General features: G+C 59.4%; 8 protein-coding genes, 2 tRNA genes, 5 rRNA genes and 1 pseudogene. 2 read left to right on the top strand and 14 right to left on the bottom strand.

Features of this window, described 5'->3' with window-relative positions; all coding sequences use genetic code 11:
* Positions 1 to 13: 13 nt before the first annotated feature.
* The 3 genes and pseudogenes from QC826_RS00145 to QC826_RS00135 all read right to left on the bottom strand — a co-directional run bounded on the left by QC826_RS00145 (position 14) and on the right by QC826_RS00135 (position 5,178).
* Positions 14 to 1,709, bottom strand: a pseudogene (locus QC826_RS00145) (long-chain-fatty-acid--CoA ligase).
* 166 nt (positions 1,710 to 1,875) lie between these two features.
* Positions 1,876 to 3,090 (bottom strand): aminopeptidase, encoded by a 1,215-nt coding sequence (locus QC826_RS00140; protein WP_279763872.1) that lies wholly within the window; start codon positions 3,088 to 3,090, stop codon positions 1,876 to 1,878.
* A 9-nt stretch (positions 3,091 to 3,099) separates the two neighbouring features.
* Positions 3,100 to 5,178: a molybdopterin-dependent oxidoreductase gene (locus tag QC826_RS00135; protein ID WP_279763871.1), complete on the bottom strand. Its 2,079-nt coding sequence runs from the start codon at positions 5,176 to 5,178 to the stop codon at positions 3,100 to 3,102.
* Positions 5,179 to 5,396: 218 nt separating this feature from the next.
* On the opposite strand from QC826_RS00135, the gene QC826_RS00130 reads away from it, so the two are divergent.
* A complete protein-coding gene (locus QC826_RS00130; RefSeq protein ID WP_279763870.1) occupies positions 5,397 to 6,590 on the top strand; it encodes a M20 aminoacylase family protein in 1,194 nt (397 codons plus the stop codon).
* 19 nt (positions 6,591 to 6,609) lie between these two features.
* Here QC826_RS00130 and QC826_RS00125 read toward each other — a convergent pair whose 3' ends face one another.
* Positions 6,610 to 7,500 (bottom strand): NAD(P)-dependent oxidoreductase, encoded by an 891-nt coding sequence (locus QC826_RS00125; protein ID WP_279766343.1) that lies wholly within the window; start codon positions 7,498 to 7,500, stop codon positions 6,610 to 6,612.
* Positions 7,501 to 7,636: 136 nt separating this feature from the next.
* On the opposite strand from QC826_RS00125, the gene QC826_RS00120 reads away from it, so the two are divergent.
* The gene (locus QC826_RS00120) at positions 7,637 to 8,185 is read left to right on the top strand and encodes an acyloxyacyl hydrolase (protein WP_279763869.1); all 549 of its coding nucleotides are present in this window, start codon (positions 7,637 to 7,639) and stop codon (positions 8,183 to 8,185) included.
* 71 nt (positions 8,186 to 8,256) lie between these two features.
* Here the strand turns inward: QC826_RS00120 and QC826_RS00115 are convergent, their stop codons facing one another.
* The 10 genes from QC826_RS00115 to QC826_RS00070 all read right to left on the bottom strand — a co-directional run bounded on the left by QC826_RS00115 (position 8,257) and on the right by QC826_RS00070 (position 22,442).
* On the bottom strand, positions 8,257 to 9,486 hold the full coding sequence (locus QC826_RS00115; protein ID WP_279763868.1) for a murein L,D-transpeptidase family protein: 1,230 nt from the start codon (positions 9,484 to 9,486) through the stop codon (positions 8,257 to 8,259).
* On the bottom strand, positions 9,486 to 10,940 hold the full coding sequence (locus tag QC826_RS00110; RefSeq protein ID WP_279763867.1) for a tetratricopeptide repeat protein: 1,455 nt from the start codon (positions 10,938 to 10,940) through the stop codon (positions 9,486 to 9,488). Before QC826_RS00110 ends, QC826_RS00115 begins: the two co-directional genes overlap by 1 nt.
* 149 nt (positions 10,941 to 11,089) lie before the next feature.
* A 5S ribosomal RNA gene (rrf, locus tag QC826_RS00105) occupies positions 11,090 to 11,202 on the bottom strand.
* A 169-nt stretch (positions 11,203 to 11,371) separates the two neighbouring features.
* Positions 11,372 to 14,244: ribosomal RNA gene (locus QC826_RS00100) — 23S ribosomal RNA — on the bottom strand.
* A 241-nt stretch (positions 14,245 to 14,485) separates the two neighbouring features.
* Positions 14,486 to 14,561: transfer RNA gene (locus QC826_RS00095), tRNA-Ala, on the bottom strand.
* 19 nt (positions 14,562 to 14,580) lie between these two features.
* A tRNA-Ile gene (locus QC826_RS00090) sits at positions 14,581 to 14,657 on the bottom strand.
* Positions 14,658 to 14,739: 82 nt separating this feature from the next.
* Positions 14,740 to 16,268, bottom strand: a 16S ribosomal RNA gene (locus QC826_RS00085).
* The 16S, 23S and 5S rRNA genes sit together here with 2 tRNA genes alongside, the layout of an rRNA operon.
* Positions 16,269 to 16,675: 407 nt before the next feature.
* Positions 16,676 to 19,045 (bottom strand): penicillin acylase family protein, encoded by a 2,370-nt coding sequence (locus tag QC826_RS00080; RefSeq protein ID WP_279763866.1) that lies wholly within the window; start codon positions 19,043 to 19,045, stop codon positions 16,676 to 16,678.
* Between the two features lie 267 nt (positions 19,046 to 19,312).
* A 5S ribosomal RNA gene (rrf, locus tag QC826_RS00075) occupies positions 19,313 to 19,425 on the bottom strand.
* A 143-nt stretch (positions 19,426 to 19,568) separates the two neighbouring features.
* Positions 19,569 to 22,442 (bottom strand): 23S ribosomal RNA (locus tag QC826_RS00070).
* Between the last annotated feature and the right edge of the window lie 190 nt (positions 22,443 to 22,632).

Below are 22,632 nucleotides of genomic sequence, written 5' to 3'. Positions count from 1 at the left end.
GGTAGGCGCATTCCTATGCGGCCTTTTTGTCGCCGGGTTTCTCGTCGCGCAACACGCGGCGGAGAATTTTTCCGACATTGGTTTTCGGTAATTCCTCGCGGAACTCGATATATTTCGGCTTTTTATAGCCGGTGAATTGTTCCTTGCAGTAGGCCATCAAGGCCTCGGAGGTCAGGGCCGGGTCCCTTGCGCACCACGAACACCTTGACCGCCTCGCCCGAATACTCGTCCGGCACGCCGATACAGGCGCACTCGAGCACGCCGGGATGGGCGGCGATCACCCCCTCCAGCTCGTTCGGGTAAACGTTGAAGCCCGACACCAGGATCATGTCCTTCTTGCGGTCGACAATCTTCACATAGCCGCGCGCGTCCATCACGCCGACGTCGCCGGATTTGAAATAGCCGTCCGGCGTCATCACCTTGGCGGTCTCGTCCGGGCGGTTCCAGTAGCCGGCCATCACCTGCGGGCCGCGGATGGCGATCTCGCCCGGCTCGCCCAGCGCCACCTCGACGCCGTTGTCGTCGAGGATGGCGATGTCGGTCGACGGCACCGGCAGGCCGATGGTGGCGGAGAACTCGGTGCTGTCGGCGCGGTTGCAGGTGGCCACCGGCGAGGTCTCGGACAGGCCGTAGCCCTCGATGATGGAGACGCCGGTGACGCGCAGCCATTTGTCGTTGACGGCCTGTTGCACCGCCATGCCGCCGCCGTTGGCGATCTTCAGGCCGGAGAAGTCCAGGCCGGCGAAGGCCGGATGGTTGACCAGCGCGTTGTACAGCGTGTTCACGGCGGGCAGCATATTGAACTTGTATTTGGCCAGTTCCTTGATGAAGCCGCCGATGTCGCGCGGATTCGGGATCAACACGTTGAGCGCGCCGACCCGGGTGCCCCACATGGCGCAGGCGGTCAGCGCGAAGATGTGGTACAGCGGCAGCGCGGCGATGATGATCAGCTGCTGCGAACCGAGCGCCTCCTTGAGCGCCGGCGCCGACCAGGCCTCGCTCTGCAGCACGTTGGCGATGACGTTGCGGTGGCTCAGGGTGGCGCCCTTGGAGACGCCGGTGGTGCCGCCGGTGTATTGCAGGAAGGCGGCGTCGGTCAGGCCCAGTTCGACCGGGGTCAGCTTCATGCCGCCGCCCTGCTTGAGCGCGTCCTTGAAGCGCACCGCGTTCGGCAGCGAGAAGGCGGGCACCATCTTCTTGACGTTGCGCACCACGAAGTTGACCAGCATGCCCTTGGCGCCGCCCAGCATCTCGCCCATGCTGGCGACGACGATGTGCTTGACCGGGGTGCGCCCCAGCACCTGCTCGAGCGTGGTGGCGAAGTTCTCCAGCACGATGATGGCCTCGCTGCCGGAGTCGTTGAGTTGGTGTTCCAGTTCGCGCGGCGTGTACAGCGGGTTGACGTTGACCACGGTGTAGCCGGCGCGCAGCACGGCGGCGATGGCGACCGGGTATTGCAGCACGTTGGGCATCATGACGGCGACGCGCGCGCCCTTCTTCATGCCACGGCTTTGCAGCCAGGCGCCGAGCCGCTTGGAATAGGCGTCGAGTTCGGCATAGGTGAGGAATTTATCCATGCAGACATAGGCGTTGCGGTCCGCATACTTGTGAAACGATTCTTCCATCAGTTGCACCAGCGAGCGATATTGATCGGGATCAATTTCGGCCGGTACGCCGGGGGGATACGACTTCAACCAGATCTTCTCCATCCTGTGCCTCTTGTCTCGAATATTTTCGTTGTAGTGGAGCCGGCGCACAGTGCCGGTGAGTATGCTCAAATGCTTCGTGTAAACGAACATCGTGATGCTACTAAATACGATGCTATCGGGCAGAACGCCAGTATGCAAGCGCTTTCATGGAATTCGAACAAGCCCTCTAGGGGAGTTTATTTGCTGCGCCGCAGCATCCAAAGCCCTCGACGATGCCCTCGGCGGGCGCGGCGGCGGCGGCCCGGGCGGCGGCCTCCGCTTCCGCAGCGGCGGCGGCGATGGCCGCCGCCTCGCTCTGCGCTTTGAGGGTGGCCAGACGGTTCAATTCTAGTAGTTGCTGTCGACGTTGCCCTGCGTCCAGATTCGCCATCTGCTGCACCGCAGCATAAAAACGCACGAACGTTCTTTCTTTTTCCAACAGCAAACGGAAGCCCGGCAGGAAATCGTTGTAGGTTGCCACCGAACTGAGGTGCGCGTTGGTCAGCGGTTCGGCGAACCAGCGGTCGTAGCCGGCGTAGCCGCCCCAGCTGGTCTTGAGTTTTTGATAGTCCGCTTTCAAGGCGGCGAAGACGCGCGCCTTCTCCTCGCGCTTGTGGCGGTCGCCGGCCTTGCGCGCGTAGTTGGCCGCCAGCGCCTTGCGGTGCTTGACCAGCAGGGCGAGGAAATCGAGCCGCCGCAGGTTGTAGCGGGTGTAGGCGTCGCGCATCGCGTCCGTGCCGTACAGCTCCAGCCAGCGCTGCACGCCGGCCTCCTCGACGGCGGTGGCGAAGGCCTCGTTGAACTGCGAGTCGCCAGGCACGTAGACCACCTGGTGGGCCAGCTCGTGGAACACCATGCGCGCCAGTTCGGCGTCGGAGTAGTTGATGAAGGTCGACAGCAGGGGATCGCTGAACCAGCCCAGCGTGGAGTAGGCCGGCACGCCGCCGACCTGGGCGTCGTTGCCCTCGGCGCGCAGCTCGGCGGCGTAGGCCAGCGCGTCGTCCTTGCTGTAGTAGCCGCGGTAGCTGACGCAGCCGGCGATCGGGAAGCACCACTGGATGGGGCGCAGCGACAGCTCCGGCGTGGCCACCACGTTCCACAGCACGAAGGGCCGGGTCAGCGGGGCGTAGTTCTTATAGCTGGCGTTGTCGGGCAGCGCCAGCCGCTTGACGGCGAAGCGCCGGATCAGCATGGCCTTTTCCAGCCTGGCCTTGAGCTGGGGATCGGTGGCCGGGTCGCCCAGCCAGTCCTCGATGGGGCGCGCGTCCGACCACAGCGCGTACTGGCCCTGGGCGGCCTGCATGTAGTACTTCAACTGGGCGCAGCCGGCCAGCAAAAGCGCGACGCAGCCCGCCGCCAGCCAGTATCTGGCACGGACAATTTGGCGGACTAGTTGGCGCATACTTCACTCTCAAGCGGCGGCTTTCTCGACCTGAACAAGTGTATCGTAAAACGTTGGCGCGCGGCCCATATCGGTCAAACGCTGGCTGGTTACCTCGTTGGCATTCTTGCCGTCGCTGGCCAGCTTCTTCCACCACACCGACAGGCCCACCACCAGGCCGGCGCGCGCCTTGGTGGTGACGCGCGCCTTGGCCACGAAGGAGCCACGGTCGTTGTAGATGCGCGCCATGTCGCCGTGGGCCAGGCCGCGCGCGGCGGCGTCGTCGGGGTGGATGTCCAGCTGCGGCTCGCCCTCGGCGGCGCGCAGGCTCTTGACGTTGACGAAGCTGGAGTTGAGGAAGTTGCGCGCCGGCGGGGAGATCATCGCCAGCGGATAGCGCGCCGCCAGTTGCGGATTGCTGGCGGCCGACTCGTAGGGCGGGTTGTAGCCTGGCAGGGGGTCGAGGCCGTCGGCCGCCATCGCGGCGGAGTAGAACTCGCACTTGCCGGACGGCGTGGGGAAGGCGCCGGCGGCGAAGGGCGCGTCCGGCATGTTGAGTTTTTGCCAGCCCTTCCGCTTCAAGGCCTCCCAGTCGAAGTGCATGGCGCGCACGTCGCTGGTCTTGAAGGCCTTGGCCGCCAATTGGTCGTCGCTCTCCTGGAAGCAGGGATCGTCGAAGCCCATGCGCGCGGCCAGCAGGCGGAAGATCTCGGTGTTGGCCTTGGCCTCGCCCAGCGGCGCGATGGCGGCGTTGTTGGCCATCATGTACAGGTGGCCGAAGGCGGTGTGGGTGTCGACGTGCTCCAGTTGCGTGGTGGCCGGCAGCACGATGTCGGCGTAGTCGGCGGTGTCGGTCTGGAAGTGTTCCAGCACCACGGTGAACAGGTCCTCGCGGGCGAAGCCGGCCGCCACCTTGGACGAGTCCGGCGCCACCGCCACCGGGTTCGAGTTGTAGACGATCAGCGCCTCGATCCGCGGGCCGAACTCGGCCGAGGCGGGGCGCAGCAGGTCGTCGCCGATGGTCGTCATGTTGATGGTGCGCACCGGCGTCTTCAGCAGGTCGGGCCGCTGCAGCGCCGGCTTGTCGCTGGGGAAGGAGCCGGACGAGGACAGCTGGATGCCGCCGGCGGCGTGGCGCCAGGCGCCCACCAGCGCCGGCAGGCAGGCGATGTTGCGCACCGCCATGCCGCCGCCGCGCACCCGCTGCACGCCGTAGTTGGCGCGGATCGCCACCGCCTCGCCGGCCTTGGCGGTCTGGCCGTACAGCCGCGCCAGGTTCACCAGTTCGTCTTCCGCGATGCCGCACACCCCGGCGGCGCGCGCCGGCGTCCATTCGGCGGCGCGTTGTTTCAATTGCTCGAAGCCCAGCGTGTGTTGCGCGATGTAGTCGTGGTCGAGCAGCCAGTCGGCGATCAGCACGTGCATCATGCCCAGCGCCAGCGCGGCGTCGGTGCCGGGCAGCAGGGCGATGTGCTGCTGGCACTTCTCCGCCGTCAGCGAGCGGTAGGGGTCGATCGCCACCAGGGTCGCGCCGCGCCGCTTGGCCTCCTGGGCGCGGGTCCAGAAGTGCAGGTTCGAGGCGATCGGATTGCCGCCCCAGATCAGGATCAGCTTGGCGTTCTGGAACTGCTCGAGGTCGGTGCCGATCGAGGCGCCCACCGTGTACTTGTAGCCGGTGGCGCCGGCGGTGGCGCAGATGGTGCGGTCGAGCAGCGAGGCGCCCAGCCGGTGGAAGAAGCGCGACGACATCGACTCGCCCTGCACCAGCCCCATGGTGCCGCAATAGCTGTACGGCAGGATCGCCTGCGGGTCGCGCGCGGCGATCGGTTGCAGGCGCGCGGCGATGGCGTCGAGCGCCTCGTCCCAGCTGATCCGCTCGAAGCTGCCCTCGCCCTTTTTGCCGACCCGGCGCAGCGGGTGCAGCAGCCGTTCGGCGTGGTAGGTGCGCTCGGTGTAGCGCGACACCTTGGTGCACAGCACGCCGGCCGTGGTCGGGTGGTCGGGGTCGCCCTTGACCTCGGTGGCGACGCCGTCGGCCACCGTGATCAACAGGGCGCAGGTGTCGGGGCAGTCGTGCGGGCAGGTGGCGCGGACTTGAGTCGTTGTCATTTCGAAATCCAAATTGCTGGGACAGAAGGCATATCGTAAACCATTCCGCCGGCGCGCACCGGGGTCGGCCCGGGCGCGCTGGATTTCCCCTTGTGACAGGGGCTACAATGGCTGTACAGAGCGGTTGTTTCCGATCGAACGGCCGCTGGTGCGCGGCGCATCCTGCACGGATCAGGGACCAGGCGCGGCGCACGGACAAAATACTGGAGACCCAGAACATGAAACTAGTCGAACCCATCATCGCCATGCAGGCCGAATTGCAGCAGATCCGCCGCGATCTGCACGCCCACCCCGAGCTGTGCTACGAGGAACAGCGCACCGCCGACGTGGTGGCGGCCAAGCTGACCGAATGGGGCATCCCGGTGGTGCGCGGCCTGGGCCTGACCGGCGTGGTCGGCATCATCAAGAACGGCACCTCGGCGCGCGCCATCGGCCTGCGCGCCGACATGGACGCGCTGCCCATGCAGGAGGTCAACACCTTCGCCCACGCCTCGCGCCATCCCGGCAAGATGCACGCCTGCGGCCACGACGGCCACACCGCCATGCTGCTGGGCGCCGCCCGCCATCTGGCCAACACGCGCAACTTCGACGGTACCGTCTACCTGGTGTTCCAGCCGGCCGAGGAAGGCGGCGCCGGCGCCCGCCGCATGATCGAGGACGGCCTGTTCGAGCGCTTCCCGATGGACGCCATCTACGGCATGCACAACTGGCCGGGCTACGCCAGCGGCACCTTGAACGTGGTCGAGGGGCCGATGATGGCGTCGAGCAACGAGTTCCACGTCACCGTCAAGGGCAAGGGTTCGCACGCGGCCCAGCCGCACAAGGGCATCGACCCGGTGATGATCGCCGTGCAGATCGCGCAGAGCTGGCAGCACATCATGACGCGCGAGAAGAGTCCGCTGGACACGGCGGTGCTGTCGATCACCCAGATCCACGCCGGCAGCGCCACCAACGTGATCCCCGACGAGGCCCAGTTGATCGGCACGGTGCGCACCTTCACCACGCCGGTGCTGGACCTGATCGAGAAGCGCATGGGCGAGATCGCCGCCCACACGGCGGCCGGTTTCGGCGCCGAGGTCGACTTCCAGTTCAAGCGCAACTACCCGCCGCTGGTCAACCACGCCCGCGAGACCGCCTTCGCGCTCGGGGTGATGCGCGCCGTGGTCGGCCCCGAGATGGTCAACGACAACGTCGAGCCGACCATGGGCGCCGAGGACTTCGCCTTCTTCCTGCAGGCCAAGCCGGGCTGCTACGTCTTCATCGGCAACGGCGAGGGCGAGCACCGCGACGGCGGCCACGGCCTCGGTCCCTGCGTGCTGCACAACGGCAGCTACGACTTCAACGACCAGTTGCTGCCGGTCGGCGCCAGCTTCTGGGTGCGCCTGGCCGAGACCAGCCTGCCGCTGCGCTGACGAGCGGCGAGGGCCGGACTCAGCCCAGCCGGTCCGGGCCGCTGCCGACCCGTTGTCCCGGATTGATCGCCTCCAAGGCCAGCAGGGCGGCCGAATGGTCGGCCTGCGGATATGCCGTTTCTATCGATTCATAGCGCCGTGTCACCAGCTCGCTCAGCGGCAGCGTCACGCCGGCCGCGCCGGCCGCCGCCAGGATGTTGTGCATGTCCTTGATCTGCGTCTTGACCTGGCCGCCGGCGACGAAGTTGCGCTCCAACATGCGCTGGCCGTGCACGTCGAGGATTTTGCTTTCGGCGAAGCCGCCGCGTATCGCCGCGCGCACGGCGGCCGGGTCGGCGCCGGCCGCCTGCGCCAGCAGCAGCGCCTCGGCCACCACGTTCAAGGTCGCGCCGACGATCAATTGATTGCACAGCTTGGCCACCTGGCCGCTGCCCGCCGGCCCCACCAGGGTGGCCCGCCCCATCGCCGCCAGCACCGGCTCGGCCAGGGCGAAGTCGGCGGCGGCGCCGCCGGCCATGATGGCCAGCGTGCCGGCCTGGGCGCCGCCGACCCCGCCCGACACCGGCGCGTCGAGGAAGCGCACGCCGGCGGCGCCGAGCTGGGCGTGGAATTGCTGGGCCTCCGCCTGCCGCGTCGAACTCATGTCCACCCACAAGGTGCCCGGCGCCAAGGCCGGCAGGGCCGCCGCGACCAACTGGCCCACCACCGGGCCGTCTGCCAGCATCGAGATGACCATGTCGGCGCCGGCCACCGCCTCGGCCGGCGCGGCGACGGGCACGGCGCCCGCCTCGGCCAGCGCCGCCGCCTTGTCGTGGTTGCGGTTCCACACGGTGACGCGGTGGCCGGCGGCCAACAGGCGGCGCACCATCGGCCCCCCCATCAGGCCGATACCGAGGAAGGTGATTTGCATAGACAATGGAAACTCCTGAACGATTGATCCGATGTGACTATAATAATTTGGGTCGCCGGAAATTTTCCGCGAAGCCCGGTACAATTGCCGCAGCCGTATACATCATGAGATACAGCGTTCACACTGTTAGGATACTATGTTTGCTAAGAAATTGATCGCGGCCGCCGCCGCATTGCTGGCGATGCACTCGGCCTTCGCGGCCGACAAGCCACTGGTCGACTCGGTCTCGCTCGACGTCGGTACCGGTTCCAAAATCAAAATGGTGCGCCTGGGCGTGCAAAAGGACTGGGACGCGCGCTGGTTCCAATCCAACGGCACCCACCTGAGCGGCTACTGGGACGCCAGCTTCGCCTATTGGCGCGGCAACCAGGCCAACAACGTGCCCGGCGCCCACATGCACCTGAGCGACCTCGGCTTTACGCCGGTGTTCCGCTTCGAGAACGACAACAAAAAGGGCATCTACTACGAGGGCGGCATCGGCGTGCACCGCCTGTCCGACCTGTACAACAACGACGACAACCGCTTGTCGACCCGCTTCCAGTTCGGCGACCACATCGGTGTCGGCTATGTGTTCGACAACAAGTGGGAAGTCGGCGCGAAGATCCAGCACTTCTCCAACGGCGGCTACAAGAAGCCCAACAGCGGCGTCAACTTCGTCGAGCTGAAGGCCAGCTACCACTTCTAACCGCCGCCCGCGGCAACAAAAAAGCGCTTCCTTCGAAGCGCTTTTTTTATTCCCCCGCGACTACGGCGGCCTCAGACGTTGGACTCGGCGACGATCTTCCAGTCGCGCCCCTCCTTGGCCCAATACTGGCGCTTGCGCACCGCGTGGCGGTATTTGCCGACCACGGTTTGCTGCGTGAAGCTGCTGACGATGATCTCCTCGCGGCTGGGCTGGCGGAAATAGCTGGGCTCGCTCACCATGACGCGGACCAGCCGCGCGCCGGGCAGGAACTGCTGCCTGGCCAACCAGGCCGTGGCGCTCTCGTCGCCGGCCGCCTTGAAGTGGCGCGAATAATGGGTCAGCACGCTGGCGTCGTCGCGCCGTTCCATGTCGCGCCGCCAGTTCTCCACCAGCTCGCTGGCGACCTTGCGGTCGCTCGCCATCACCTCGCGGCTGACAAACTCCACCTGCTCGCCGATCAACACCGGCGTGCTGCCGATCTGCACCGTGCGGCTCAGCGTGTTCAGGTCGTCGTTGCTGACCACCACGCAGCCGTCGGTCGACAGCGGCGCCCGGCTGAAGGTCTCCGGCGGCGTGCCGTGCACCCAGATGCCGGAGCCGCCGCGCCCGTTCAGCTTGTCCCACTCGTTCGGATAGTCGAGCGGCAGCGCGCCCTTGCCGTACATGTCGGGCAGCTTGAAGCCGGCCAGCCGGCCGACGATGTAGTAGACGCCGACCGGCGTGCGCATGTCGCCTTCCTTGAGCTTGTTCACCCCCAGCTTGCCCTGGCTGACGTAGAAGTCGGACAGCAGACGGATCTGGTCGTTCTTGTTCTCGTACAGGTAGAGGCGGGAATGCTTGGCGTCGACGATCAGGGCGTGGCGCTGGTCCTTGCGCATTTGCAGCAGCGCGCGCGGCAGCAGCGTTTCGGCGGGCCGGCCCGGCGAAGCCCGCAGGCGCACCGCCGCCTCGCGGCGTAGATCGTCCAGACGGCCCTCGGCGTCGCGTGGTGCGGCCGCGCCGAAGGTGCTGACCGGGCGCGTGTGCATCAACAGCAGGTCGCCGCGCACCAGATGGCCGAGGCGGAAATTCGGATAGGCCTCGACCAGGCTGTCGGCCTTGCGCTGCGCCTCGCGCAGATTGTTTTGCGACAGTTCGCGGTATATCTCGCTCAGCAACTCTTCCGGATTGGCCTTGCGCGCGACCGGCGCCGGCGCATGCTTGCGCGCGGCGTCGCTGGCACCGCCGGCCAGGCTGGCGCCCAGGACCAGGCACAGCAGCCCGGCCGTCCGCCAACGTTGTGGAAATCGTAAGTGTGACATCAGCTACCCGAGGACTCCTGCTTGATCTGCCATTTTCCACCATTTTTGACCAACACGAGCGTTTTACGGGTGTTCGCCGACAGCCGGTCGGATTCGTACGATTGGCGGAAGCTGACCTTGGCCGTGTCGCCGCTGAGCGCCACCTGGGCCGCGCTGACCTCGACCCGGATGCGCCCCTTGCCGGCGATGCGGGCGCGCCGCTCGTCCGCCCAGGCCTTGCGCGACAAACCCTTGGGCGGCGCGAAATCGTTGCTGTAATAGGCCAGATAGCCTTCGACATTCTGCGCCGTCCAGGCTTTGGCCCAGCCGTGCAGCAAGGCCAGCGCCGCCTCGCGCTCGCCGTCCGCCGCCGCCTTGGGTGCGGGCGCGGCCGGCTTGACCGCTTCCGCCTTGGAAACGGCCGGCGCTGGCTTGGGCACCTCGGCTTGGGCGAACACCATTCCCGGCGGCGGCTGGGACGGTTTCGCCGCTGCGGTGACGGTTGCCGCCGGTGCCGCCTTGGCCAGCGTGGACGCCGGCGCAGCCGGCGGCTTGGCCGGCTCGGCCTTGACAGCAATAGGCGCAGCCAGTGGCTTGGCGGCTTCGATCTTGGCGAGCACGGGGACCGCCGCCGGCTTGGCGGGATCGGCTTTGACAGGGGGCGCGGCGACCGCCGGCGCGGCCTTGTTCGCCACGGCCGGCGGCGGCGAGACGGACAATGCTGGAATTCGCTGCGGCGGCGCCAACTTGCCAGCGTCCGCCGGCAGCGGCGAAATCAGTTGCACGGGTGCGTTGCCGGCCACGCGGGCCGCCGCCGGAGCCGGCGCTGGAGCAGCAATCGGAGCCGACTGCGCCAGATGTTCCGGCGCCTTCGAGCCGGTACTGCTGGAGAAGTTGTGCAACATGGTCAGCTTGGACTTGGCCGGCGGCGTGGCAGTGCCCAGGGCCAGCGCCTTGTCATAGGCTTGGCTGGCCATCTTGCCGTAGACATCGCCCAGATTCTCGTAGGCGGTCATGTAACTGGGGTTGGTGCGGATGGCTTTTTCCAGCGCGATCCGCGCTTTTTCGTATTGCCCGTTGGCGGCATGCAGCACGGCCAGGTTGTTGTAGGGCTCAGGCAAGTCCTTGTAGTCCTCGGTCAACTTGGTGAAGATCAGGATCGCCTCGTCGGACTTGTTTTGCTCCGTCAGCAAAACGCCCTTCATGAAGCGCATCTGCGGATCGGCCGGGTGTTTGGCGAGGAAGTCGTTGGTCCGGCCCAAAGCCTCAGGAACCTTGCCTGCCTTTAATAGCTTGCTCACGTCGGCAAGCTCATTGGCCCTTGCCGGCGCGAGAACCAGCATGCTGGCCAGGCCGACAAACAAGAAAACGCGACGGACAACATGAGGCAGCTCCTGGCGGCGTCCATCACTGGTACGACTGGCTTGGGCTAGCTTGTTTTTCATTGTGGGCCGGGATGAAAGGTAAACGATCATGGTACACCTTAAGTTTCTGGACATCAAAAACCGTGTGTATCAATGTTGCATCCGCCACGCAACAAAATCTCCGGACGTAAAAAAACCCCACCGGCACTGAACGCGTTCGCGTTCGGGCAGATGGGGTTTTTTACACTACTATATAACTAGCCTGACGATAACCTACTTTCACACTGGTTGCAGCACTATCATCGGCGCAGAGTTGTTTCACGGTCCTGTTCGGGATGGGAAGGGGTGGTACCAACTTGCTATGGTCATCAGGCATTGACTTGTACAGTGTTCGCTTCCAATTGGACAGCGGCACTTGAATCTGGAAGAAGCATTATAAACGATTTATACCGTTTATTCAAAGTAAAGATCAGGGGTAATGAACGATGTATCAACAACTCAGGCGACACGTAGTTCTTATTCTTACAACCTGCTAAGGTTATAGGGACAAGCCTTACGGGCAATTAGTACTGGTTAGCTTAATGCATTACTGCACTTCCACACCCAGCCTATCAACGTCCTGGTCTCGAACGACCCTTCAAAGAGCTCAAGGCTCTGGGAAATCTCATCTCAAGGCAAGTTTCCCGCTTAGATGCTTTCAGCGGTTATCTCTTCCAGACTTAGCTACCCGGCAATGCCACTGGCGTGACAACCGGTACACCAGAGGTCTGTCCACTCCGGTCCTCTCGTACTAGGAGCAGCCCCCTTCAAATTTCCAACGCCCACGGCAGATAGGGACCAAACTGTCTCACGACGTTTTAAACCCAGCTCACGTACCACTTTAAATGGCGAACAGCCATACCCTTGGGACCGGCTACAGCCCCAGGATGTGATGAGCCGACATCGAGGTGCCAAACTCCCCCGTCGATATGAACTCTTGGGAGGAATCAGCCTGTTATCCCCAGAGTACCTTTTATCCGTTGAGCGATGGCCCTTCCATACAGAACCACCGGATCACTATGTCCTACTTTCGTACCTGCTCGACTTGTCAGTCTCGCAGTTAAGCACGCTTATGCCATTGCACTATCAACACGATGTCCGACCGTATCTAGCGTACCTTCGAACTCCTCCGTTACACTTTAGGAGGAGACCGCCCCAGTCAAACTGCCTACCATGCACTGTCCCCGATCCGGATAACGGACCAAGGTTAGAACCTCAAACAAACCAGGGTGGTATTTCAAGGTTGGCTCCACGAAGACTGGCGTCCCCGCTTCAAAGCCTCCCACCTATCCTACACAGATTGGTTCAAAGTCCAATGCAAAGCTACAGTAAAGGTTCATGGGGTCTTTCCGTCTAGCCGCGGGTAGATTGCATCATCACAAACATTTCAACTTCGCTGAGTCTCGGGAGGAGACAGTGTGGCCATCGTTACGCCATTCGTGCAGGTCGGAACTTACCCGACAAGGAATTTCGCTACCTTAGGACCGTTATAGTTACGGCCGCCGTTTACTGGGACTTCAATCAAGAGCTTGCACCCCATCATTTAATCTTCCAGCACCGGGCAGGCGTCACACCCTATACGTCCACTTTCGTGTTTGCAGAGTGCTGTGTTTTTATTAAACAGTCGCAGCCACCAGTTTATTGCAACCCGTTCACCCTTCCACAGTAAAGTGGTCAAGCTACAAGGGCGTACCTTTTCCCGAAGTTACGGTACCAATTTGCCGAGTTCCTTCTCCCGAGTTCTCTCAAGCGCCTTAGAATACTCATCTCGCCCACCTGTGTCGGTTTGCGGTACGGTCTCGTATGACTGAAGCTTAGAGGCTTTTCTTGGAACCACTTCCGATTGCTTCACGAATAAATTCGCTCGTCCCAGTCCCTTGAATTCCGCGCCCGGATTTGCCTAAGCGCCTTCTATGAACCAGAAACTGCCTATTCCAACAGGCAGACAACCTTCCGCGATCCGTCCCCCCATCGCATCATACGACGGTGCAGGAATATTAACCTGCTTCCCATCAGCTACGCATCTCTGCCTCGCCTTAGGGGCCGACTCACCCTGCTCCGATGAACGTTGAACAGGAAACCTTGGGCTTACGGCGTGGGGGCTTTTCACCCCCATTATCGCTACTCATGTCAGCATTCGCACTTCTGATACCTCCAGCATCCTTTACAAGACACCTTCGCAGGCTTACAGAACGCTCTCCTACCATATGCTTACGCATATCCGCAGCTTCGGTGACTGGCTTAGCCCCGTTACATCTTCCGCGCAGGACGACTCGATCAGTGAGCTATTACGCTTTCTTTAAATGATGGCTGCTTCTAAGCCAACATCCTGACTGTTTTAGCCTTCCCACTTCGTTTTCCACTTAGCCAATCTTTGGACCTTAGCTGGCGGTCTGGGTTGTTTCCCTCTTGACGCCGGACGTTAGCACCCGACGTCTGTCTCCCAAGCTCGCACTCATCGGTATTCGGAGTTTGCAATGGTTTGGTAAGTCGCGATGACCCCCTAGCCATAACAGTGCTCTACCCCCGATGGTGATACTTGAGGCACTACCTAAATAGTTTTCGGAGAGAACCAGCTATTTCCAAGTTTGTTTAGCCTTTCACCCCTACCCACAGCTCATCCCCTAATTTTTCAACATTAGTGGGTTCGGACCTCCAGTGCGTGTTACCGCACCTTCATCCTGGCCATGAGTAGATCACTTGGTTTCGGGTCTACACCCAGCGACTGAACGCCCTATTCGGACTCGATTTCTCTACGGCTTCCCTAATCGGTTAACCTTGCCACTGAATGTAAGTCGCTGACCCATTATACAAAAGGTACGCAGTCACGGAACAAGTCCGCTCCTACTGTTTGTATGCACACGGTTTCAGGATCTATTTCACTCCCCTTCCGGGGTTCTTTTCGCCTTTCCCTCACGGTACTGGTTCACTATCGGTCGATTACGAGTATTTAGCCTTGGAGGATGGTCCCCCCATATTCAGACAGGATTTCTCGTGTCCCGCCCTACTTGTCGCACGCTTAGTTCCACACATCGCATTTCGAATACGGGACTATCACCCGCTACGGTTCCTATTTCCAGAGGATTCTTCTATGCGTCATGCTAAAACGTGCAGGCTCATCCCATTTCGCTCGCCACTACTTTGGGAATCTCGGTTGATTTCTTTTCCTGCAGCTACTTAGATGTTTCAGTTCGCCGCGTTCGCTTTGCATACCTATGTATTCAGTATGCAATGACCTAAAAGGCCGGGTTTCCCCATTCGGAAATCTGCGGATCAAAGCGTGTTTGCTCGCTCCCCGCAGCTTATCGCAAGCTACTACGTCCTTCATCGCCTGTAATCGCCAAGGCATCCACCATGTGCACTTATTCGCTTGTCCCTATAACGTTAGCCCCTGCGACTAAACAAGGAGCGTTTATAGGAATAAGAAACTACATGTTGCTATGTTTGTTGATACATACAATCATTACCCATCATTCGCGCCTTCCGACGCAAACGATTAATAAATAATCTTTACTTTTACTTCTTCCAAATTTTTAAAGAACGAAACAGCATTTAATCTCTAAAAGACCAAACCTAAACCGCGCTTGCCGCTAGGGCAGGGCTTACGTTTGAACTTTTGGTGGAGGATGACGGGATCGAACCGACGACCCCCTGCTTGCAAAGCAGGTGCTCTCCCAGCTGAGCTAATCCCCCTAGGGTACTACTCGAAACCTGGTAGGGCTGGTTGGACTCGAACCAACGACCCCCGCGTTATCAACACGGTGCTCTAACCAGCTGAGCTACAGCCCCAAATGCTGTTCTTCTTAATTGACAGTCGATAAGTGTGAATGCTTGATGATGTGAACCATTGCTGATTCTGTGCATACTCTAGAAAGGAGGTGATCCAGCCGCACCTTCCGATACGGCTACCTTGTTACGACTTCACCCCAGTCACGAATCCTACCGTGGTAAGCGCCCTCCTTACGGTTAAGCTACCTACTTCTGGTAAAACCCGCTCCCATGGTGTGACGGGCGGTGTGTACAAGACCCGGGAACGTATTCACCGCGACATGCTGATCCGCGATTACTAGCGATTCCAACTTCATGCAGTCGAGTTGCAGACTACAATCCGGACTACGATACACTTTCTGCGATTAGCTCCCCCTCGCGGGTTGGCGGCGCTCTGTATGTACCATTGTATGACGTGTGAAGCCCTACCCATAAGGGCCATGAGGACTTGACGTCATCCCCACCTTCCTCCGGTTTGTCACCGGCAGTCTCATTAGAGTGCCCTTTCGTAGCAACTAATGACAAGGGTTGCGCTCGTTGCGGGACTTAACCCAACATCTCACGACACGAGCTGACGACAGCCATGCAGCACCTGTGTACTGGTTCTCTTTCGAGCACTCCCCAATCTCTCGGGGATTCCAGCCATGTCAAGGGTAGGTAAGGTTTTTCGCGTTGCATCGAATTAATCCACATCATCCACCGCTTGTGCGGGGCCCCGTCAATTCCTTTGAGTTTTAATCTTGCGACCGTACTCCCCAGGCGGTCTACTTCACGCGTTAGCTGCGTTACCAAGTCAATTAAGACCCGACAACTAGTAGACATCGTTTAGGGCGTGGACTACCAGGGTATCTAATCCTGTTTGCTCCCCACGCTTTCGTGCATGAGCGTCAGTCTTGACCCAGGGGGCTGCCTTCGCCATCGGTGTTCCTCCACATATCTACGCATTTCACTGCTACACGTGGAATTCTACCCCCCTCTGCCAAACTCTAGCCTTGCAGTCTCCATCGCCATTCCCAGGTTGAGCCCGGGGATTTCACGACAGACTTACAAAACCGCCTGCGCACGCTTTACGCCCAGTAATTCCGATTAACGCTTGCACCCTACGTATTACCGCGGCTGCTGGCACGTAGTTAGCCGGTGCTTATTCTTCAGGTACCGTCATTAGCAGGCTGTATTAGAACCCACCGTTTCTTCCCTGACAAAAGAGCTTTACAACCCGAAGGCCTTCTTCACTCACGCGGCATTGCTGGATCAGGCTTTCGCCCATTGTCCAAAATTCCCCACTGCTGCCTCCCGTAGGAGTCTGGACCGTGTCTCAGTTCCAGTGTGGCTGGTCGTCCTCTCAGACCAGCTACTGATCGATGCCTTGGTAGGCCTTTACCCCACCAACTAGCTAATCAGATATCGGCCGCTCCAGGAGCATGAGGTCTTGCGATCCCCCACTTTCATCCTTAGATCGTATGCGGTATTAGCGTAACTTTCGCTACGTTATCCCCCACTCCAGGGTACGTTCCGATATATTACTCACCCGTTCGCCACTCGCCGCCAGGTTGCCCCGCGCTGCCGTTCGACTTGCATGTGTAAGGCATGCCGCCAGCGTTCAATCTGAGCCAGGATCAAACTCTTCAGTTTAATCTCTGTTACTTTGACACTTTCGTGTCACCCTTATTGCTAAGGGGTCGCTCACTCAAAATACTGACAGGCCACTTCTTGCGAAGCGTCCTATTTCATTACTTCTTGTGAACATTTGATATTTTAAGTTGACGACTTCCGAAGAAGCCGCTGCACTTTCATCAAACATCCACACTTATCGACTGTTAATTGTTAAAGAACTTTATTCGGTACTGCCTGCAACCGGGCTTTCAACCCTTGACAAAGCGTTTTGTTTGTCAGCTGCGAAGAAGGAAGAGTATGCAGCGTTTCGGCCATTTCGTCAACCCCCTACTTTTCCCGCTTCACTCTGCGCCACGCTGTTTTGCGCGCTCCGTTCTGCGGGGAGGCGAACTATAGCAAAGCAACTCCCCCCTTGCAAGGCTCAATTACTCAATCAGTCTAGAAACCCGATAATTTCCATCCGCGCGAATCTGCGACTCGCTGAAAGGTAGGCTCTGCAGGCGCTTTTCCGAGTACAGCGGCAGTTGATCCGCATAGTAGGGCGACCGAGGATCTGTCGACTGTCCATACGTCAACAAGCCTCGGGCCACCGGTCCGACATCGTCAAATCCGACCACTTGGATGTAGCTGGTGCCCCATGCGACCGTGTGGTAGCCGTCAAACTCGAGGGGGGTGTCCATATGGATGGAGTTGTAAGAGCCATCGACATCCCCTATTCCGCCATGGATAGGAATACGCACACCATTGCGGGTGTCGCTTTGATACTCCCCCAGGCTACCGTCCAGTGGAACGCCGGCCTTGAGTAGCCTCTGCGCGGCGCTCCTCAGCGCGTCCAACATGGCGCCGGCGACCTCGGGCGCCATGCCGCGCGGCGTATTCACAGGGTCGGCGGCGCTAAAGGGTATGCGCCACTTGCCCGGTATGCTGACCGCGCCGCTCCAGAACTCGCGAAACAACACCGCGCCCCGACTGTCCAGATTGGCCCGACGGTCCCAGGCGGCGAGCACCTTGCAGGCGGACGTAGTGGCAGCATCGCTGGCGGCGAGGCATGTGGGCAAAAAATCAGGCAGCAGCAATTCCGCCGCATAGATGCGATTCGAGAATAATAAATCGTATAAATCGTTTAGCTCAAATCGGCGCCCGCGCGCGACCGCCTCCTCCATCTGAACAAATCCTATCCGTGTGCGCAATGACTGCTCGACGCCAGTCGCACCGTACAGTGGCGAATATCCCAAGGGGGCCGGACCGTGCAGCAGTTCCTTAGGATTGCTCAGCCAATAGGCGTCATTGGAATTGCCGACGTAGTCCGTCCGTATCAAGGTCGGTGCGTTCGCGGGCGAGAAAATTCCGTCGGGGACGCCGCCGTCGCGCCCCCACGCGCAGGCGCTTCGAGAGCCGTCAAAAGTCAATAGTGAAGGTAGCAGCAAACAATCGGAGGCGAACTGGTCCGCCCCTACGTGCGGCACCACGCTGGCATCGACGTACATCACCTCGCCGCCCCGGTCAGCCGCGACGGTATTGATCCAAGGCAGTCCAGCCACCGTCGCCAGCGCGCCTCTCAGTGCCTGGACGCTGCCCGCCCGGCCAATCGCCAACCACTGTTCCAGCAAGCGGGTGTTGTTGCGGTTGGCATCCGCCAGCACCACCGCGCTGTCTGCCGTCCACGACGCGCCAGCTTCTGGCTTGAGCAGGACGGCGCCCTGACGACTGAAATAGAAGGTTTTGCTTCGGCTCGCCACGCTGCCATCGGGTTGGAGGATGTCGACCGTTGCCACCCGGCTTGTCATTTTCAAGGGAACGCCATCGTAAAAGTAAGTGGTGCCGCTGGTATCGCGGCGGTCTAGCACCAACTTGAACGTGGTGAAGTGGATGGCCTTGGTGACTGTATGCGTCCAGGCGATATCCCGGTTGAAGCCGATCACGACAATCGGTAGGCCGCCCAGGCTGACGCCCATCACGTCATAGCTGCCCGGCACCGTCAGGTGCACCTGGTAGAATCGATCCGTACTCGTCCATGGATAGTGCGGATTGCCGAGCAACATGCCCCGGCCGTCCGCCGTCAAATCCCTGCCGACAGCCAAAGCATTGCTGCCGAACGGCTCATCCTCCTTGGGCAACAATAATGGCGGGCGGGCGGCTTGGCGCAGCAAGCCGCCCACGCCAGTCGGTTCTTCACGTGCGGCGGCCACCAACTCGGCGCCGAACACCTCGCCAGAGCCATGCAGCGCCTTTTCGGCGACCAGTAAATACATGTCGTCCAGGCTGATCGGGCGCACCCAGGGCGCACCATGGCAAGCGGCGGGCAGCTGTTCCCGGTTTTCCGCCAGAAAACGGTTGTATCCGGCAGCATATCCAGCCAACAATTCGCGTATCTCAACCTTACCGGCGGCATAGCCGGCCCTGAGCTGCTCAAGATCGACATAGCCCTTGAAAAAGAAGTCGCTGTCCAGATTGTTAAGCGGGAGATAGTCGATCGCGGCGCCGTATTCGCCGCGCTGTGATCGGGTGGCAAAGGCATTCGGGCCGAAATACCTGGAGCGCTCGCCGCGCACGGTCAGCATGCTGTCGGCCATCATGCAGATATTGTCTTGCGCGTATGCATAACCCAGACCGTAACCAAGTCCGCGAAAGTTGTCGGCGCGAATATGAACGATACCGTTACTGGTGCGGGCCAATTCGGCGCTGTAACGCACCGGCGGATTGCTCGGTCCGTCGCCACAGCCATCGAGCGAAGCGAAGAGGAAAAACAAGATGGCAATTGCGCGCAAGACACGCGGGAAATTCGCGGATGCCATAAGCGACCTCATCAAAACAAGCTGGCACGAGAGCGCTTGCAATGCGCAGCGCGGAGAATTTAAGCGCGAAGCGCCTGAATATCATCTCCCGCGCAATCGCGGATGCTTTGATGGAGGTCAAATGGATTCGGCATGGCGCCCAACGGCGTGGGAAGATTCCATTTGCGAATTGTAGGCGGGAAATATCGACGAAAAAAAACCCACCTGCGCCGAACGCGATCTTGAGCGCGTTCAGGCAGGTGGGTTTTTTACACTACTATATAACTAGCCTGACGATAACCTACTTTCACACTGGTTGCAGCACTATCATCGGCGCAGAGTTGTTTCACGGTCCTGTTCGGGATGGGAAGGGGTGGTACCAACTTGCTATGGTCATCAGGCATTGACTTGTACGAACGCGCGTCCCCGAATGGGGACGGCGCTCTAAAATTGGGAAGAAGTATCGGTAAAGAATGGGGTAATGAACGATGTATCAACACTCAGGCGACACGTAGTTCTTATTCTTACAACCTGCTAAGGTTATAGGGACAAGCCTTACGGGCAATTAGTACTGGTTAGCTTAATGCATTACTGCACTTCCACACCCAGCCTATCAACGTCCTGGTCTCGAACGACCCTTCAAAGAGCTCAAGGCTCTGGGAAATCTCATCTCAAGGCAAGTTTCCCGCTTAGATGCTTTCAGCGGTTATCTCTTCCAGACTTAGCTACCCGGCAATGCCACTGGCGTGACAACCGGTACACCAGAGGTCTGTCCACTCCGGTCCTCTCGTACTAGGAGCAGCCCCCTTCAAATTTCCAACGCCCACGGCAGATAGGGACCAAACTGTCTCACGACGTTTTAAACCCAGCTCACGTACCACTTTAAATGGCGAACAGCCATACCCTTGGGACCGGCTACAGCCCCAGGATGTGATGAGCCGACATCGAGGTGCCAAACTCCCCCGTCGATATGAACTCTTGGGAGGAATCAGCCTGTTATCCCCAGAGTACCTTTTATCCGTTGAGCGATGGCCCTTCCATACAGAACCACCGGATCACTATGTCCTACTTTCGTACCTGCTCGACTTGTCAGTCTCGCAGTTAAGCACGCTTATGCCATTGCACTATCAACACGATGTCCGACCGTATCTAGCGTACCTTCGAACTCCTCCGTTACACTTTAGGAGGAGACCGCCCCAGTCAAACTGCCTACCATGCACTGTCCCCGATCCGGATAACGGACCAAGGTTAGAACCTCAAACAAACCAGGGTGGTATTTCAAGGTTGGCTCCACGAAGACTGGCGTCCCCGCTTCAAAGCCTCCCACCTATCCTACACAGATTGGTTCAAAGTCCAATGCAAAGCTACAGTAAAGGTTCATGGGGTCTTTCCGTCTAGCCGCGGGTAGATTGCATCATCACAAACATTTCAACTTCGCTGAGTCTCGGGAGGAGACAGTGTGGCCATCGTTACGCCATTCGTGCAGGTCGGAACTTACCCGACAAGGAATTTCGCTACCTTAGGACCGTTATAGTTACGGCCGCCGTTTACTGGGACTTCAATCAAGAGCTTGCACCCCATCATTTAATCTTCCAGCACCGGGCAGGCGTCACACCCTATACGTCCACTTTCGTGTTTGCAGAGTGCTGTGTTTTTATTAAACAGTCGCAGCCACCAGTTTATTGCAACCCGTTCACCCTTCCACAGTAAAGTGGTCAAGCTACAAGGGCGTACCTTTTCCCGAAGTTACGGTACCAATTTGCCGAGTTCCTTCTCCCGAGTTCTCTCAAGCGCCTTAGAATACTCATCTCGCCCACCTGTGTCGGTTTGCGGTACGGTCTCGTATGACTGAAGCTTAGAGGCTTTTCTTGGAACCACTTCCGATTGCTTCACGAATAAATTCGCTCGTCCCAGTCCCTTGAATTCCGCGCCCGGATTTGCCTAAGCGCCTTCTATGAACCAGAAACTGCCTATTCCAACAGGCAGACAACCTTCCGCGATCCGTCCCCCCATCGCATCATACGACGGTGCAGGAATATTAACCTGCTTCCCATCAGCTACGCATCTCTGCCTCGCCTTAGGGGCCGACTCACCCTGCTCCGATGAACGTTGAACAGGAAACCTTGGGCTTACGGCGTGGGGGCTTTTCACCCCCATTATCGCTACTCATGTCAGCATTCGCACTTCTGATACCTCCAGCATCCTTTACAAGACACCTTCGCAGGCTTACAGAACGCTCTCCTACCATATGCTTGCGCATATCCGCAGCTTCGGTGACTGGCTTAGCCCCGTTACATCTTCCGCGCAGGACGACTCGATCAGTGAGCTATTACGCTTTCTTTAAATGATGGCTGCTTCTAAGCCAACATCCTGACTGTTTTAGCCTTCCCACTTCGTTTTCCACTTAGCCAATCTTTGGCGACTTAGCTGGCGGTCTGGGTTGTTTCCCTCTTGACGCCGGACGTTAGCACCCGACGTCTGTCTCCCAAGCTCGCACTCATCGGTATTCGGAGTTTGCAATGGTTTGGTAAGTCGCGATGACCCCCTAGCCATAACAGTGCTCTACCCCCGATGGTGATACTTGAGGCACTACCTAAATAGTTTTCGGAGAGAACCAGCTATTTCCAAGTTTGTTTAGCCTTTCACCCCTACCCACAGCTCATCCCCTAATTTTTCAACATTAGTGGGTTCGGACCTCCAGTGCGTGTTACCGCACCTTCATCCTGGCCATGAGTAGATCACTTGGTTTCGGGTCTACACCCAGCGACTGAACGCCCTATTCGGACTCGATTTCTCTACGGCTTCCCTAATCGGTTAACCTTGCCACTGAATGTAAGTCGCTGACCCATTATACAAAAGGTACGCAGTCACGGAACAAGTCCGCTCCTACTGTTTGTATGCACACGGTTTCAGGATCTATTTCACTCCCCTTCCGGGGTTCTTTTCGCCTTTCCCTCACGGTACTGGTTCACTATCGGTCGATTACGAGTATTTAGCCTTGGAGGATGGTCCCCCCATATTCAGACAGGATTTCTCGTGTCCCGCCCTACTTGTCGCACGCTTAGTTCCACACATCGCATTTCGAATACGGGACTATCACCCGCTACGGTTCCTATTTCCAGAGGATTCTTCTATGCGTCATGCTAAAACGTGCAGGCTCATCCCATTTCGCTCGCCACTACTTTGGGAATCTCGGTTGATTTCTTTTCCTGCAGCTACTTAGATGTTTCAGTTCGCCGCGTTCGCTTTGCATACCTATGTATTCAGTATGCAATGACCTAAAAGGCCGGGTTTCCCCATTCGGAAATCTGCGGATCAAAGCGTGTTTGCTCGCTCCCCGCAGCTTATCGCAAGCTACTACGTCCTTCATCGCCTGTAATCGCCAAGGCATCCACCATGTGCACTTATTCGCTTGTCCCTATAACGTTAGCCCCTTGCGACTAAACAAAGGAGCGGTCATAGGAATAAGAAACTACATGTTGCTATGTTTGTTGATACATACAATCATTACCCATCATTCACGTCTTCCGACGCAAACGATTAATAAATAATCTTTACTTTTACTTCTTCCAAATTTTTAAAGAACGAAACAGCATTTAATCTCTAAA

Source organism: Rugamonas sp. DEMB1 (assembly GCF_029834475.1).
Lineage (GTDB): Bacteria > Pseudomonadota > Gammaproteobacteria > Burkholderiales > Burkholderiaceae_D > Rugamonas > Rugamonas rubra.
This window is presented reverse-complemented; position numbering and strand designations above follow the sequence as displayed.